Raw genomic sequence first — 17,630 nt, 5'->3', positions numbered from 1 at the left:
AGCGCTTGGCGGGCTCAGATGGGCAGGTACGGGCTGGGTTTGCCGTGCCAGCTGACGGTCAAGGCGTCCCGGGCGCGGGTGGCGGCGACGAAAAGGAGCGAGCGAGCCTTGCGCTGTTCGCGTTCGTATCGGACGGGGTCTTCGATGCGGTGGCGTTCGATGACGCCGGTGCGCGGGATGATGCCATCGCTGACGCCGACGACAGCGAGCCGCTGGTACTCCAGGCCTTTGAAGCGGTGCATGGTGCCTACGTGGACTTCGCCGTCCCCCTTCGGTCCGTCCTTGGTGAGTTCGGCGCAGGTGATGTTCGCCTTGGTCGCCAGGTAGTACATGGTCTGGCTGACCAGGTCGCGGTCGGCGACGCAAACGGCGATACGCCCGCTGGGATCGAGGGGAGCGCCACGGTCGTCGGTGGACAGGTCTTCGCGCCAGGCTTTCAAGGTAGCGGTGAGACCGGCGAGTTCCCCTTCCCAGGTGTCGTAACCGACGAAGTCGGGTTTGGGGCCATGAAGGATGGAGCGGTAGCCGGCCAAGGTGTCGGTGCCCTCGTTGAGGTCGTCGTAGGAGACCTTGTCGTTCTTGGTCTTGGGCTGTACGACGTGGAGAGCCTCGGTGAGGATCTCCTTGGTCGTGCGGTAGCTCAGGGTCAAGCGGGCGGCGCGGCCACGGATGTTAATGCCGAGGGCGCCGAGCGCGACTTGGTGATCGTAGATGCGCTGGTGAGTGTCGCCAGCGATGAACAGGTCGTTGGGCTGATCAGGGTCGGCCATGGCACGCAGCATCTTCCAATGAGCGGGACGCAGGTCCTGGGCCTCGTCGATGACGATGTGCCGGTAGCGGTAGTCGAGGTATCTCATGCCGGAGGTGTTGTCTTGGTGGATGGTCTCCTTTCCGCCTCGTTCCTCTATCTCCTTGCGGCGGTTGCGGACCCTTGACGCGCGTTCGATCTCGAAGCGGGCGGCGCGTTCGGCTGCCTGACCCCAGGTTTCGACTCCGAGCTGGTCGAGGCGAGCGGTGAACTGCTCGATGAGCTTCCAGATGTGGTTGCGTTCAGGGCGGGTCAGCGCCTGACCGCGGCCCGCTCTGCGGGCCTTGAAATACTCGGATCGGGTGGAGATCGACTGGCCGAGGATGACCTGCTCCCACTCTTCAAACAGGAAGTCGGCCTCCCACTGCCGATCTCCCAGCTCGGCCAGGAGCTGGCGTAGCTCGTTCAATGCCACATGGTCGTAGACGCGCTGCTTGGCACGTCCCTGGGCGGTGTTCTCGCCCAGGACGCGTGCGGCGAGCTGATCGATGTGGGCAATGTCGATGCGGGCCAGAAGCGCGGGTTCGATGAGGGAGGCGAGCCGCTGGCGAAGGTCAGTGGTGAGGTTCTTAGTGAAGGTGGTCAGCAGGATCGGCTTGCTTTGACCAGCGGGTAGTTGTTCGGCCAGATGCTTGACACGGTGCAGGGCGACAATGGTCTTGCCCGTGCCGGGGCCGCCGGAGACTCGGGCAGCGCCGTTGTAGTGGCGGTGGACGAGGCGCTCCTGCGTGGGGTGGAGGAAGACTTTCCAGGCGCGGAAGTCGCCTTCTTCGATGATGTCTTGCAGGTCCTTGTCGACCGTGGTCACCTTGGTCCGGCTGAGGGCCGTGGCGAAGTCGTCGGGGTCAGGCCGCTGGTCGAGCTCGACCGGTGCGGTGATCTCCTTGCGTACTTCCTCGATGTCCATTCCGGCGGCCAGGCCGTAGAGGACGTCTTTGGAGAGCAGCGGAGCGCCTTCGACGAGTTGGTCGAGCTCGGCACTCGTGGTCACGCTGAGCGCAAGCTCGATCAGCTGGTCGGCGACGCCGAGTTCGCGTAGTTGCTCGGCGTCGTACGTGGCCAGCAGTGCCGGTGCCTCGGGCTCGGGTTCGGGCTCCGGCGCGGGAACAGGCTCAGTGGTCGGCTTCTCCGGCTCTGAGGGAGTGAGGGTGATGTTGGCCCTGCGCAGCGCGCTGTCACCGACGACGGCGAGGTCGACGAATTCGATTTCGCCGGTTACGCGGTTGACCGCGACCTGGAGCTCTTCGTAGACATGCTTGCGGTGCCGGACGGCGATGATCAGCCAGTTCTCGGTGCCGTCCGCGTCCACGCCGATGGGAGTGAGCAGGGCTCGGTGGTCGTGATCGACCCGGGCTGACCAGATGCGGGAATCGCCCTTGAGTTTCTTCTTTTTGAGTCCTGGTTGGTCGGGGTTCTCTCGGAAGTGGTGACAGAAGTTGTAGAACTGGCCCTTGACCGAGCGGTCGAGCTTGTACAGCTCCTGTTCGGCTTTGCGGTACAGGCTGAGCCGGGCGGTCATCGAGCAGCGCCTTCTTTCACGTCGGGAAGTTTCTCCAGCAGTTCATCGAGGTGGGCGAGCCATTCGGCGGCCGTGCGCACGATCCAACCTTCCTCGATGTACGCGGCATCACGCCGCTGTGCCTCGTCGTCATCATCGCCTTGATGAGCGGAGACCACGGCGACCTTGACGCCATGGGAGATGTGCCAGGCGAACTCAGCCAGCCATCGGCCGACGCCCAGCTCATAACCAAAGACGGGGGCCTGCTTCCCGCGGTCGGCAAGCGTCTCGGCGAGACGGATCAGATCCGGTGCCTCGTTGGGCTCTTCCCGCAAGATCTCCAGAATGTCCTCGTCCCAGACGGCATCGCGGATTGCCTGGGCCGCAGCGGCTTCGGCGGCCGAGCCGAGGTCTCGGCCAGTCGGCTCGGTTGCGACGGCGGGCGCTCCGGTGAGCGAGTCAAGTTCGCCGAGTCCGCCGCATATCGCGAGCACCTCCACCTCGAAGTGGGCGGCCTGGCTGGACGCGAGTTGGACGCCGTCACCGCCGGCCAGGGACAGGAACTGAGTGAGGTTGGTCCAATACAGCCAAGCCCGCCAGCGTTCCTTGTGCTCGTCCGTGTCCAATACCGTGTCGTTGTCGTCGAGGATCGTCAGGGCGGTCCACTTCAGAGCCTCCGGATCGGCGGCGTCCACGGCGAACACGATGGGCAGCCCCGTGTCGTCCTGCGCGCGGAAGACGTGAACGGGTCCGATACCAGTCTCATCCGGTTTGTTGTGATGTGCTCCCGCTGGGGAAGCCGCCAGCTGGCCGCGCAAAGCCGCGACGAGTTCGCTGCGCCGGCCGGCCGCGGTGACCGTGGTGGTGCCCGGCTGCCGCGTGAGTCCGGTGACCAGGGCCGCCGCCAGGCGTGCCCAGCGGGTCGGGTCCGGGTTGCGTAGGTAGGCGATCAGGGTGGCGATCGGGTTGGTGAAGATGGAGCCGGCGACGTGCGCGCGCTGCCCGCCGTACTGCTCGTATGCCGACTTGGCCTGGTCCTGCGCACCAGCCGCGTACGGCGGCCAGACCGGCCTCGTGCGGGTCGGCAGCTGTTCGAATAGGTCGATGTCGGCCCAGGTGATCTGAAAAACGATGTTCCCGTCGGCGCGCAGGAGCGTGCGTTTTGCGGCGTCGGTGGCGATCCGGTTGTGCTCGCGGCTGGCATGGAACCGGAAACCCTCGAGATATACCTTGACGCTCTGCACCGGGCCGTCGACCCGGGTGAACGTGAAGTCGCTGACGCTGCCTTGGACCCGTTGCTGAGCGGTCAACCGCCAGTGCGTCACACCGGAGCTGTCGGTGAAGCGGAGATGCCCGCTGGAGTGGCCGTCCTCGTCCAAGGACGCATCTCCGGTGATCTTCACCCAGTCGCGCAGGGCTGCCAGAAAACGGGCCTCAAGATCGGACTCCACCTGCGCGTCCAAACCGACCAGCCCCGTGTGATCAACTTCGCTGGTCTCCCAGCCGGGCTCGCCGTCTTTCGCGAACAGCAAGGACTCCAGCATCGTCAGCGCCGACTGGCGCGAGACGATGTCTTGGAAGGGCTCTGGGGTGTATCGGTGCAGGCAGCGGTGACAGGCCCGGCGCTGCTCCTCCGCGCACGGGCAGTTCTTCAGCATCTCGTACGCCGCCGTCAGGGTGTCGCGGAACGCGTCACTGTCACGCAGTCGGTCCAGATAGCCGGTTCCGCCGGGCAGAGAGTCGAAGAGCACCAGGAACCAGCGACGTTCCCCGGTCTCGAGGTCGGGCATGGACGCCACCGTGGTCGCGAGGTGCTGCGGATCCCCGCCGAAATGCAGGTCCACGCCGAGCCGCAGGGCGGCCCTGAAGGAGTGGACCTTGGAATCCACGTCCGCGGTGGCCGCGGGGAGCAGCACGCGCAGGGCCTCGGTCTGCAATTGGTGAGCGAGGAGTACTCGTTCCTCCCTGGCATCGCTCTTCTTACCGCGCCGTAGCGGGCACCACGGACGGTGATGCTTGAGCCGCCCACTGCGGGCTGAAAGAGAGTCCAGTTCGTCGTTGTGGCGATTGAAGACCGGCCGCCCATCCGCACTGGCCGCCCCGCACGCCGTGCACACGTGGAACGGATTGAGCCGCACATGATGCCCGGCGAAGTCGTCGCGCGCCGGCGCGTCGTAGCGCACCGGGCCGACGTTGATCCGCCGAATCATGGTCCGCCGGCAGTAGTCGATGCCGAACGTCTGGTGAACGTGCCGCCAGGAGCCATCCTCAATGTCTTCCACCGGCATGTCCACGGCGTCCACAACCGTGTAGAAGCGGCGGTCCCGGTCGTCCTTGTCGTCGCGGATCCGGGCATCCTCCCGCTTGTCGCGCGAGGTGACGGTGGCGGGTTCGACGACCTGGAACAGGCAGGATCCGTCATCAGCGATGTTGTCGCCCTTGCAGCGCGGGCAGGCCGAGCGGTCGTCTTTGGCGTTCTCGGTCCGTACGTAACCGCAGGCCGGACAGACCCGCCAGGTCCGCCACTCCTGCCGGCCACCGGTGCCGATCTCCAGGCCGCTGATCTCGTGCTTGTAGCCGTTGACGTAGAAGGTGTTGCCGGGCGCCAGTTCCTGCAGGGCGATGCGCCGGGGGCGCTCGTACGTGTAGGTGTCGGAGGTGTAGATCGGCCTGCCGGTTGCGGGATCGGTTCCCTCTTCACCGTAAAGGGTCGCTGACAGAGTGGTCGTGGAGTCGATCAGCGCGTAGTTCGGCAGCAGGCCCAGATCGCACAGCGCGGTCTGGGCCGGGGTCTCGCCCAGGTTCATCAGGTGCCGTCCGACGCCACGCCGCTCGGCGTCCAGTTCGGCTTTCTGCCGTGCCTGGTCCGGGTCGGAGTCGTGAAGCTCGTCGTGGGCCTCGTCGATCTCGTGCAGCCGGGCGCGCAGTGCTTGCTCACCGCGGAACCACTCCCGCTCGGCCTCCTCGACTGCGGCTCGTAGGCCATGGGTGGCGTAGGCGCGCAGGTCGGCCTTGGCGGAGTCGTTGACCCCGGTGGGGAACAGCTCCAGAAACCCCTCTGCCAGTTCAGCGCCGTGCGCTAGCGCCACCTCCACCAGGTCGACCAGATAACCGGACGGGCCGAACAAATGAGGTGCCCTGCGTGGAAGCGCGCGAAGCACGATGCCATCGGGACGCACCAGTCGCCCAGCGGCGGCCAAGTCGAGCAGATGGGCCAGATATTGACGGCGCAGGATCTCGATGGCCGACAGGTAGCAGCCCGGCGGCACGATGGTGCCGGCAATCAGATCCTTGGGACGCTCCAGGAAGTACAGGTCACGACGCCTCCGGTCGGGAATCGTCAGCAAGAACGCGTTACCCGTACGACGTCCCGCCCGTCCGATCTGCTGAGCGTACGAGGCGGGGCGGCGTGGCAGTGCGGCCAGCACGACCGCCGACAGTTCGCCGATGTCGATGCCAAGCTCCAGGGTCGGCGTGCAGGACAGCACGTTGGGGTCTTTGAAGCCTCCACCCTGTTTGAATGCCTGCTCCACCCTTTCGCGCTGCGGACGTGTCAGCATGCCGGTGTGCTCGGCGGTGACAACCTGATACGTGCCGGCGACCCGGTACAGGCGCCGGTAATAGTCGCGGGTATAGTCGCGGTCGCGGTGGTGTTTTCCCAACGCGTCGGGCCGGTCGCCGGCAACCAGACGGCCGCTTCCACAGCGGTATGAGGGGCAGGGCTGCTCGCGCCACTGATCCAGTAGTGACGGGTGAACCGTCTGCTCCCAGAAGCACACGGGACAGCGCACGTATGCCTGCCGTACTTGGTCGTCGTCGAGGAGTTGAGCGTCGATATTGCCGGGTTTGAGGCCGTAGACGCGCAACGAGGTGTCGCGCGGGGTTCGCGCCGCGAGCAGACCGAGCGCGGCCAGTTCAGGCAGAAGCCTGGACCAGAACTCGGACGCCATCTCTCGCGGCAGGTTCAGGCAGCGTCCGGCCCACCGCTCGTGCCAGGACAGCCGTCCAGTGGCGAAGTCGAACTCGCTGCTGTCTTTCTTCGGGCTCAGGAGGAACACAGGTGCCGCGACCCGGTCGGGGAACGCCCTCATGCCAGGCTCACGCCCGCCCCAAATGTAGTAGCGGCTGGTGCCGGCTTCATCCACGTACTTGCTGAGCCACTTGTGGGCGACCGCACCTCGCGTTCGGAGACGCTCCAGGAAGATCCGTACGAACGCCAGATATCGCGCATCGTCTTGGGCAATTAATGGAACTTTGTCCTGTACAGACTCCTCGTGGATGCGCCTGACCAGAGCCGCCACGGCCGTCGGATTGTCGATCCGCACGTGCGCGGCGGCGGTGCGGGTCAACTCGAGAGTGCGGCCGTTGCGGGAGCGGAATCCGAACTCCATGAGAGTCTCGAAGGCGAGGCGTTGTCCGATCAGCCGCCAAGTCGCAATGGTGCCGCCACGTCCTTGACCTGACAGCAGCCGTTCGACACCCTTGTAGACGTGCAGGTCCGGCGGCACCACCGCGGCGAGGGTGTCCTTGTCCGTGGTGGCCTCCACCACGTTCGCGATGAGCTCGTTGAGCGCCGTCGGCTCGTCGTGGCTCAGGTGGTCGGCCAGCAAGGCACGAAGCGAGAACGTGTACGAGCGGTTGGCCACGAAGCCTGCTCGGTGCGCGGCGTCCTGCACCGAGTCGTTGAACATCAGGGTTCTGTCCTCGCGGAGCTTCTTGTCGAGCTCCCCGCCCGTGAACAGCTGCGTGATCGAGGCCGCTGCCATCGCTGCGGAACCCGTACCGAGGTAACGAATCGCGTTCCGCGCTCCACATGCCGGGCACCAGTCTTGCTGGGCCGCGGTGTTCGCGACCGTGCCGCCGAAGTGAACCAGCACGAACGCGGAGTCGCGCGCTGTCAGCCGCGGTTCCTTGGTGTCCGCGGAGTAGTCGTTGAGCGGGTCCGGCAGCCGCAGGCGTTTGCGTGCGCCGTCCAGGATCATCAGCACACCGCCCCCTTGAGTCGACGTGCTGGCGTTGACCTTCCGGGCATCGGCGGAGATCGGTCCCCTCCAGGCGCCTTCCCCCGCCTCTCGGTCGGTGGCCGCGATCAGGTTCCGTACCCGGGCCTTGTCCTGTCCGAGCGAAGCACGACGGATCTTGAAGGTGTTGAACTGCACATCGTGGTCGTCGCTCTCCGGTGAGAACACCGCCCAGCCCGATCGTCCGCAGTCCCGGCAGTACACGGCAGGCAGGAAGAGATTGGCACTCTGGCTTGATGTGGCCGTGGTCACCGGTGCCATACGCTCGTTGTCCGTCGCGCTGGCGTCGGCCATGCCCGCCACGTCCCAGCGGAACTCCGCCTTGGGCCACGGAAGCACGCCGCGCAGGAGCCGGGACACCGACCGGGCCCACTGATGCACTTCGACATGAACCAGAGGACGTTGCTCGTCGGGCGGTGACTTGGGGTCACGCGCATACGAGAGCAGTGCCACGAACCGGGCCAGAGCCTCCGCGGCCTTCTCCGGCTGCAGGGCCACCGCCTCCGCCCAACCGGCGGCACCCGCACGCCACATCATGTCCAGCACCTCGACGCTGGTCTTCAGCTCACCGTCCAGCGCCTGCATCGCCGCCCGAGTGAACAGGTGCTGCTTCAGGTTGCTGCCCAGCCGGATCGGGTCGCCGTCGCGGACGCCGGTCACGGCCTCGATGAGATCGAGCAGCGCTTCCTCGCTGAGGGTGGGGTCGGGTAGTGCGAGCAGTTCGTCCGGCGTCGGTAGCCGCTGCATCTTCACGCCGGTGAGCGGAATGAACTCCTCCACCGGCAGCCGATTCTCCTTGATGATCGACTCTGCGGTGAACTCCGTGCCGAAGACGTCGGTCGCCACTTCCAGGAGGCGTTTGACTCCGTCATCGTCCGTTCCTGACGCGAGAGTCGCCGATGTCGCCACCGGGCAGATGCGTCCCAGCGGACGTCCTTTCTCAGACATCCCCACCGCGGACGCGAGCCGACGCAGCAGCATCGCCACGTCGCTGCCCTGCGCGCCGTCGTAGGTGTGGAACTCGTCCACCACGACGTATTGGATGTTCGCCTCCCGCCACAGCGGGGCGTCGTCCTCTCGCTGCAGCAATAGGTCCAGCATCTTGTAGTTGGTGATCAGTATGTCCGGCGGTGACAACTGCATGTCGTGGCGTCGCGTACGTACCTTCTCGTACTGCGTCCCCGCCCGATCCCCGATGTACAGGCCGGCCCACAGCTTGCGTAGTTCGCCGTACTGCGTCAGTAAGTCGTTGATGCGGCCGGCTTGGTCGGTCGCGAGCGCGTTCATCGGGTACAGGAACACCGCCTTGACGCCGGCCTTTCCTGCCTCTCGCTCCCGGCGGCAGTGGTCGAGCACCGGGTAGAGGAACGATTCCGTCTTACCCGAACCTGTGCCGGTGGTGATCAGGGCCGGCTGGGGCGTGTGCCCGTTCGCGGAGGTCAGCCGGGCGAACGCCTCCGCCTGGTGCGCGTACGGCGTGAAGCCCTCACGTTGCCACTCCAGGTGTTCGCGCCACTCTTCGCCGCCGACCGTGAAGGGCGTGCGGATCCGCAGGTACGGCCCGCGAAACATCCCGGACGTCTCATCCCCGAGGAACCGGTGCAGCGCCTCGCGTGCGCCCTCGTCGCTGAGGGCGTACGTCGTCGACAGGTACTGCAGCAGGCTCTCCTTGAGTGCCCGCGCCTGAAGCGTCGGCCTCACGACTTCGGCACCTCCTGCTTGATGGGGTCCCATTCACCACGGGCAATCGCATCATCGAGGCGCTTCTTGAAGACCGCATGCGCTTCTCGCATTTCCGCCTCCCTGTTCGCCTTGTAGAAGGGGGCGGTGTAGCCATCGGGGACAGGACTGTCCGTTGGACCTTCCAAGTAGGCCTCGAACTGCTTCCAATGCTCCTTCTCTTGGCCATGCCCATAGGTGTACCGATCGCCAGCGATCTTCCGCTCGTTGGCATCGAACCAAGTCACGAGATCGAAGTCCTGCATGATCGGGAACCGCGCCCGGTACATGGTAATGAGAGTGTCAGCGTCGATACCGAGCCAGACTGCGACGAGTGCGTCAATCTCAATCAAGGCGGCGCGACGCGCACGTTCAGAACGGAGAGGTGTGTCGTGATGCCAGTCGGGAGTTATGGTATGAAGTTTCGTTTGCATACCTTGCCAGGTGCATGCCCACGACTCATTTTCACTCCACTTAGCGTCGTAGAGTTCCGCCCATAGATCATTGTAGGCAGTGGTAAGGCAATTCAAGCGAAGGATGCGCAATAGAAGACCGGAAGAGAGGGGATGATGGGCAGTAGGTGCAGGCAGACGTCGCGCCTGCGCGACGTCCAAGTTCGTAGTGCCAGAGATGCGGAGCAAATAGTCGATCGGTAAGGCCGCCCAGAACCCGGCTAGTAGAGCCGTAATGCGGTTATCGCCAGCCCATGCGCTACGCAGACCGTCTATGTGGGCTGGCCCAGGAGGAATGATGGAGACATAGAGTGCCCGCTCAGTGTCTGGTGCGATCATTTTTCGCCATGCTGTACGGCAAAAGGTGGTATATCGTTGAAGCGATTGCCGCTCCAGGACGGTATTGATCCTGGTCTGCGTTACGTGATGCTTGAGGATCTGTTCATCCTGTGCGATCTGTCGCCGTATGTCAGCTATTGTCTCATCGTCCGCCCGCATTAGTGCGACGATCCGATGATCGACCCAATGCTCTTGGGCGGCATGATATGAATGTCTATCTACAACACGCCGGTACTCGGACTCTGGTACTGCGTTCGATGGGATTTCTGAAAGATTGAGTCCGCGTGTCTCGCCGCCGCCCTGGCTAGGTTGTTTGAACAGCGGGTTGGCTACACCGAGCTGTGGGCCTTTGAGGATGACTTCGTCCCAGGAATCTACTTGATAGTTATTGCGATTTTCCTGGGTTTTGTTGTAGTCGAGGAGCGGAATGTTCTTGTCTGGGCCAAATTTAGGCTTCTTTGCGTCACCCTCATGGAATCCAGATGCGATCTGCGGGTTGAGAGCACTAAGCCGCAGTGGGTACATAGCCAATGCGTCGATGGCTGGGTCTTCCGCGGTGCTCACCGGCGTGAGTAGTTGAGCCTGCTCTATCGGCTGACCCTGCTTGCTTGATAGTTGCTGCCACGTGGCCAGGGTGCGTGGCGTGACATGAATGACGCGTTTCTTGTGCGGGCGCTCGTCCCAGCTGTCATGGAACTTGACCCCGGGCGCGTCCCCGCTGCCATCGTGCGTTACCGAGAGACGTAGTGAGTCAACGGAGAACAGCCAAGATAGATGGTCAAAGGAGATCTCGCCACACTCACCGTAGATATGTACGCCGAAGTGGCTAGATCGGCCGACCGGTGGTGGAAAGAAGCGGTTGCCAGCATTGACAAAGTCTGCGTGAACGCGCAGTCGCCGATACGCCGCTTCCCTCAGAGCTGAACCTTTGTCGCCGGTGAAGTGCGTGTCCGGGTGGATGAGACCGGCGCTTCCGCGAGGTGCAGTGTGGTCCCAAACCTGACACATAAACGCACGATAGAGATCCGGCTGGCTTCCCGCGATAAGTGGATAGACCTGTGGAGACGAGAGGTAGTCGGCAGTGGTGGCGGTCGAGGCCATCTCAGCCAGCAGATAATTAACCACTTTGGCTTTGCCGAGCTCGTTGTTTCGCCGATGCTTCTTCTCTGTAGCCGATGGCTTTTCTGTGAGTACGAACCATGGCTCGTACTCTGCAAGGACGGAGCTTTCCTTCCACTCCGGCCTCACCCATGGCGGGTTCCCCACCTGGAGGTCGAATCCGCCACCGCGCGCGAAGATGAGGGCGAACTCCAACTCCCAGTGCAGAAAGCCCTGCTCCTCCGCGATGTTGCGCACCGTCCTCAGCCATGGGAACCGGTCCTCCGGGTCGCCGAAGTCCATGCCCAGGAAGTGTGGGATCGTCTCTTCGAACTCCTTCAGCTCGTCAAGACTCTTGAAGGAGTCGAGAAGGGTTCCCGGCGGTACATCGGCCCGCCCGAGCATGGCCTCCAGGAACTCCAACCAGTCTTCGAGGTCCTTCAGCGGGACCTTCTTCCGCCTCTCCGGTGCCTTTGGCTTGGCTGCCTTTTTCGTCCCTGTCGACCCGACCTTCTTCAGTTCTACGACCACGTCGTCGTCCGCGGATGGTTCGATGTCCCAGATGGTGGCCTGTTCGGGCCCTATGGCGAACAAGGCCACCGCTTCCACGAAGCGTGGCTCGGACTTGGGCGCCGGAGCAGTCGGCGGCGGGGGTGTGTCCTGGACTACGCGTTCCTCGCCGAGCACTTCACGGAGATCGTCGGCATCCTCCACCACGACGCCTGCCGCGTACTCGCCGTCGGTCCCATCCAACAACCCGGCCTTGTCAGTCGGCCAGAACCACAGGGCACACCAGGCGTCCATGACCGTCTTGAGCCGCCAGTACGGGGTGTCAACGGCGTTGAAGAGGTCCTCCAGCACCTTCTCCTTCGGTACCGCCTGGTGGGGGTTCTGAAGGAAGGCATACTCGGGATCCTTTGGATCGGCCTGCCATAGCTCGATGCGACGTGCGATCTCCCTCTCGGAGAGTTCCATGCGCTTGATGACGGCCGACCAGAGGAACTCAACCCTCAGGGCGGCATCCCGCAGGCGCGTGAACTGCGAGGACGCCTCCTTCTTCGGCTGCTTGGTCTTGGAGTCGAGCTTGGGGCTACCGTCCTTGTTGAGGTGCGTGGTGCTGCGCTGGGGACGCTGGAGGAGCCCCTTCTTCCAAGCGGCGAGCCGTCCGACGTCCTCCTTGGCGAGTTCTTTGGCTTCTGCCCAGCCTGCGACCGCGGCCCAGCCGGGGTTCGGCAGCAGGAACTGGTGGACGGCGTTGTAGGGCAGAGGCGGCGGCTCACCGTCCTTGGGGAAAGATAACGGCGTCGGTGCGAGGCCACCCTTGGCCTTCAGCCACGGCTTGTCCTTGTCCGCGACGTCGTCGCCCGCGTAAATCGCCCGGCGAGCGCCGATCAGTGAGTTGCCGCGGCGCAGGTGCAGGCCGAACCATGGGGCCTGCATGCCTGGGTGCATGGTGTTGAGCCACAACGACACCTCGGCCAACTCGACACCGGTGGCGTTGAGGTCAACCCCATAGGCGTTGTGCAGAGCGATGTACGCCTTGACCTTCTGCTTCTCGGTGATGGCATCGGCCGTCGGGATGGTGATGCCGAGTTCTTTCTGGCGGCGGCGCAGGTATTCGTCGGCGACCTGATTGATGGCCTCGTTGAGGAACGCGCCCGAGCCGAGCGCCGGTTCGCAGATCTTGTACTTCAGCAGCTCCGACGCCCGCGTTTCGATGACCTCGCCGCTTTCGTCTCGCTCCTGGTCGAGGCGATTCTTGAGGGTGAGTTCGACCGTGACCTTGGTCAGGGATTCTGGGGTGTAGTACGAGGCTGATGTTTCCCGCGCGCGGCCGGCCAGCCGGTAGACGAAGGAACCCTTGTCGTACTTCTTGGGGCCGCGCAGGCCCTTGCGCGCGTCCGCCTCGTCGTAGTGGACGAGGGTCTTGTCGGGATACTGGTCCTGCTTGTGCAAAGGGACGAGCCAGGAGCCCTGATCAGGATCGCCGCCCCTGGCCACTTCGCATAGCTCTTCGTCGGCGATGATGCCGGTGTAGGACATCAAGCCCTCGTAGACGGCGCCGAGTTGGTTGATGCCGAGGTTCCGGTAGGAGATGAAGCCGCCGCGCTCGCCGCGCTTGCCCTTCTTCATGGTGAGCAGCCGGAGCACTTCGTGGAGAGCCTCGTTCCGGAGGCGTAGGTCGAGCCAGCGCGGTTCGTTGTCCTCATCGGAGCGCGGGTCCAGGAGGCCGGTGCCGATCAGCCGGATGGCGGTCGGCTCGAAGAGCTCACTGCGGAGCGGCTCGAAACGCAGACCGCGGTCCTCGCTTCGGAGGGCGGCTTTGGCCCGGCGGGTCTCCTCGTCGTCACCCGGCTGATCGTCGTCGGGCTCCGTGCCGTACGGACGGTGGCCGAAGTTGACCTTGTTGAACAGGACGTCGAGGGAGGCGTACAGGTGGAAGCCGGTCTTGGCTTCCTCTTCGACGAGTTCCTCCTCTCGCGCCACGAGTTCTCGTAGGCGGGCCATGGAGTAGCCGGCCTCGTACGATCCATCGTCAGCGGGGAGAATGCCCAGTTCGGGACGAGCTTCCGCGTACAGCAGGAACAGGATGCGGTACAGGTAGCGCAGCGCTTCGCGGGTGAGTTCCTTGGCGAAGGGAATCTTGGGGCTTTCGAGGTCAGCGGGGGTGACGTTGTTTCCCGGCTCTGCCATCCGCCGCAGGACTTCATTGGCGATGATCTCAACTGAGCGCTGCAGGCCATAGCGCAGTTCGCCGGAGACGCCGACCGCGTTGTCGCCGGAAGCCTTGAGCAGGGCATCGATCCCGCGGCTTTGGTCGTTCTCGCCAGGGCGCAGCATGTCGAGGCTGAACAGGGCAGCGATGGTGGAAAGCTCGCCGAGTTGGCTGCGGTCGTTGCGTTCCAGCGCGCCGTCGAGGTTGACGGCGAGATAGCGGCCTTCGTTCCAGGCATGGCGGTCGGCGAGCAGGACCACTCCGCCGCACAGCAGCAGGATGAAGCGCGGGTGCGGACCGCCTTCTTCCCCCAGCTCGCTCTGGAACAGCCACGAGGTCAGAGCCGCACCCGATGTGTACGACTCGCCGGCGGAGACGTGCAGGGGTGACAGCAGGCGCCCGGCGCCGTCAGCGTCGAGGGCGGCATCGTTGTCAGCGGACCAGCCGCAGTCAAGGGCGATAATTCCGTGACCGTGATAGGCGGCGGTGAGGGTGTGCTTGCGGCCGGCACGGTGAACGGTGAGCTCGGTCGGCGTGGTGTCGTATCCGAGGGCTTGCAGGACCGTTTGGTGCCACTCGGCCAGCCGCTTTGACCACTCAGGGTTGTTGTAGGTGGCAGCGCGGGTTTCGTCTTCGGCATCGGCCTCGCTGGCCTCGGCGAAGTAGCTTCGGAGCTTCTCCGTGAGATAGGGGGTACGCAAAGTGCGCAGCAGCTCGCGCGGAGTCTTGTACGGGTAATTCTGGTCACCCTCGCGCGATGCCCACGTGGCGAACAAGCCCTTCTTCAGGTCGGCACCGAGCTGCTCGGCGAAGTAGTGCGCGGAGAAGTACTCGCCGCGGTTGGTGAAGGAGTTGAAGTCGGTGCTCATCGTGCGGCGTCTCCTTCAGCGACGTTGTGGGGTTCGAGGACGGCGATCAGGCGCAGCATCGGTTCGCCTGCCGTCTCCAGTGACTTGACCAGCTTCAGCCGTCGTTCGGCTGTCTGGTCGAGTTCCGCCTTCTTCGGGCGGTTGCTGGCGAATAGAGCCTCCTGCCGCCACTGGGAAACCCGCTTGCGGTAGGGGGCGAGTGTGTCGGCGATCTGCCGGTCGTAGGTGTCTTTGAGGGAGATGAGATACCGCTGCGCGGCATCGATCGCCTCGGGCACAAGCGCATTGAGGCCGGGCAGATCTCGGGGCGTGGCGCGGCCGGGCATGTTCGGGCCGACGCCGTAGCGTTGCAGTACGTCGGCGGTCAGCGTCTCCACGCTGGCGGCATCAGGAAGGTGGGAGACGGCCATCCATTCGACGATGGTGGGCTTGCCCAGCGCGTTGGAGTAGATCCCCTGCACGAGGTAAGTCGGGCTATCCACGTTGGCGGCGAGCACGGGGGCCTGGTGCCGGCCGATCTCGACCAGGACCTTGTCGGTAAGCCAGTCCAGGACAGGGTGCACGTCGGTGACATAGGAAACGTTCGGCCATTGGGAAGCGGTGGTCTCACGAGCCGCCTTCAAACGTTCGCCGGCCAGTTTCTTGGAGAAGGTGATGCGCACCCGCCCAGGGATGTCGGGCTTGGGAGGCATGATCTGCTGCTCGTCCAGGTAGGACTTGGGGAGCGCCTTGAACCGATACAGCAGGTCCGATGGTGGCTGGAAGGCGATGGTTCCGTCATCGTCGCGTCGCAGCTTCAGCACGTCCTCGGGATTGGGACGGAAGACCTGCCGTAACGCCTCCTCGAAGTAGTCCTCCGTGGACCGGAAGAGCTTGGGCACCACGGCACGGGGCACTTCAGGATGCTCGTGAGTCGCGCCCACCTGGCTCAGCAGCCCTGCCAGGAAGGCCGTCCCGCCTTGCCTGGACTCCTTGATGGACTGCTCGACCGTACGGCCCGCGATCAGGTCCAAGGTGAGGCGGGTCTCTTCCTCCTTGGCCCGATATAGCCCGGTGACCGCCTCGGCAGAACCCTCGATCTTGTGAGCCTCCTCCTCCCGCTTGAGAAGCTTTTCGCCCACCAGACGGTCATCCAGAGTGCGCGGCTGCTCGGTCTCCTCGTCCGTGCGCCATGGGATGTCACTCGTGAGGATCAGCGCACGGAACTCAGGTGGCTGCTCCTGCCCGTAGCGGTCGATACGGCCATTGCGCTGCTCAATACGGATCAGGGACCACGGCAGGTCGTAATGGATCAGCAGGTGGCACTGCTGATGCAGGTTGACGCCCTCGGAGGCGACGTCGCCGGTGAACAGAATCCGTACGGGATCGTCGCGGAGCCCGAACTTTTCGACGATGGCCTGCTGATCCTGATCGGTGGACAGCTCGCCGTGCATGACCAGCACCGCTCCACCGAATCCCAGCCAGGGCTTCTTCTCGTCAGGACTGGCGGTCCGGGGGAATCCGAGGGCGGCGGGTACGGTCTCAGCCAGCCACTTCGAGGTGGGGATGCTCTCCGAGAACACCACCACACGGATGTCGGCCCCAGGCCCGACTCCCATGCGGCGGAGTTCCTCCACCAGTGCTGCCAGCTTCGCCGAATCTTGGTCTTCGATCTGCTCAGCGAGGTGCTGCAACTCAACCAGTGCGGTCCGCTCTGCCTTTCGTGCCGCTTCACGTGTCGCGTCGTACCGTACTTGCCGCTTCTCACTGCTCGGTGTCTTTCCGGGCGGGGAATCGAGGGTCCCGATGCGGGTTTTGATCGTCTCGAGCAGGGCCTTGTGTGAGGACAGGAACGACTTCAATAACCGGTATGGAACGAGTCGACTCTCGCTCACCGACGGGGTCAGCACATCAGCGGGTATCCACCGCGTGGCCAGTTGCTCGAAGACCGCCTTCTCCTTCTGGGTGGCCGCCGCATAGATGGGCTTCGACGGACCACGATCAGCCCAGGCTCCATGGAGCGATTCCCGGACCTCGGAGGAGGTCTTCGTACGACGGATGTAGAGATGGCTGAGGTCTTCAACTTCGTACTGGCGTGGATCCGCGATGGCCGCTTCGTCCAGCATCCTGATCAGTTCTGCGAAGGAGGGCGTGTCGCCGTTGTGCGGGGTTGCCGAGGCCAGCACGAGCGCGTCCGTCTTGCGTGCCAGCAGGCGGGCCAGCGCGTTGTTCTTCGTGCCCCGGTTGACGAGGTTGTGGGACTCGTCGATGACCACGGCGTCCCACTCGGTGTGCTCCAAGTGGTGCGCGTACACGTCCCCCTTTAGCGTGTCCATGGAAATGATCACGCGCTTGAAATATGCGAACGGATTGCGCCCTGCGGGGATCTCCTGCTGCACTCGTTGAATACCGGTGGAGTCCAGGCGCACCAGCGGGATCCCGAACCTGGTCCAAAGCTCACGCTGGAACTGCTCCAGCACATGCTGCGGCGTCACCACCAGGATCCGCTCGCCACGTCCTCGCCGGATGAGCTCCGCCAGGAGTACCCCGATCTCCAGAGTCTTGCCGAGGCCCACCACGTCGGCGATCAGGAGGCGCGGCTGCGGGTTCTTCATCGAGAGCGCCAGCTCCGCCGGCCGCAGCTGGTGCACCTGGTGGTCCATCAGGAAGTTGTCCGTCAGCGCCAGTCCGTGCTCGGTCTGTGGGAGGAACGTCTTCCTGATGATCGCTTCGAGGAAGAGCCGGGACCGGCGGTGATTCGGCGAGTCGTCAGGCACCAGCTTGGTCTCGCGAGGATCCAGCTCCTGGATGGCATCCAGCCGGTCGTAGAAGACCGCGTCCGTACCACGGACGAACGGTGAGATCCCCGAGACCTCGACCATCCACCCATCGTGCTCAGTGCCGGTGCATTGACGCACCAGCCACAACTCGTCACGAATCTGCACTTGAGTCCCCGGAGCGTATCCGCCCGTAGCAGGCAGCTTCGTCTCCGACGAGATTCCGCCAGGCTCCTCGGCATCTCTTGCCGTGCTTCGCCCGTCTACGGTTCCCGCCTCAATGCTCAACGCCTGCTCCGAATCCTTACTCACAGGGTCACGACACGCCGTCCGATGTCACCTGGCGCACGGACC

At 64.3% G+C, this 17,630-nt stretch carries 4 protein-coding genes; all 4 read right to left on the bottom strand.

Translation table 11 applies throughout. From position 1 onward, the window contains the following. Positions 1-14 precede the first annotated feature (14 nt). The 4 genes from AB0J46_RS11480 to AB0J46_RS11465 are packed head-to-tail and all read right to left on the bottom strand — an operon-like array spanning position 15 to position 17,444. Positions 15-2,327: a UvrD-helicase domain-containing protein gene (locus tag AB0J46_RS11480; protein WP_364329687.1), complete on the bottom strand. Its 2,313-nt coding sequence runs from the start codon at positions 2,325-2,327 to the stop codon at positions 15-17. Further along, the gene (locus tag AB0J46_RS11475) at positions 2,324-9,028 is read right to left on the bottom strand and encodes a DEAD/DEAH box helicase (protein WP_364329684.1); all 6,705 of its coding nucleotides are present in this window, start codon (positions 9,026-9,028) and stop codon (positions 2,324-2,326) included. The genes AB0J46_RS11480 and AB0J46_RS11475 overlap by 4 nt, the downstream gene beginning before the upstream one ends. Then, complete coding sequence (locus AB0J46_RS11470; protein ID WP_364329681.1) at positions 9,025-14,520, bottom strand: class I SAM-dependent DNA methyltransferase; 5,496 nt, start codon at positions 14,518-14,520, stop codon at positions 9,025-9,027. The genes AB0J46_RS11475 and AB0J46_RS11470 overlap by 4 nt, the downstream gene beginning before the upstream one ends. Next, complete coding sequence (locus AB0J46_RS11465; protein ID WP_364329678.1) at positions 14,517-17,444, bottom strand: DEAD/DEAH box helicase; 2,928 nt, start codon at positions 17,442-17,444, stop codon at positions 14,517-14,519. The genes AB0J46_RS11470 and AB0J46_RS11465 overlap by 4 nt, the downstream gene beginning before the upstream one ends. Positions 17,445-17,630: the final 186 nt, after the last annotated feature.

The sequence above is a fragment of the Nonomuraea sp. NPDC049758 genome (assembly GCF_040674635.1).
Lineage (GTDB): Bacteria > Actinomycetota > Actinomycetes > Streptosporangiales > Streptosporangiaceae > Nonomuraea.
Note: the sequence above shows the minus strand (reverse complement) of the source record. Positions and strands in the feature narration are given on the sequence as shown.

Coding starts and splice junctions, on each gene's coding strand:
- AB0J46_RS11480 (WP_364329687.1), bottom strand. CDS start 2,327: ATGACCGCCCGGCTCAGCCTGTACCGCAAAGCCGAACAGGAGCTGTAC.
- AB0J46_RS11470 (WP_364329681.1), bottom strand. CDS start 14,520: ATGAGCACCGACTTCAACTCCTTCACCAACCGCGGCGAGTACTTCTCC.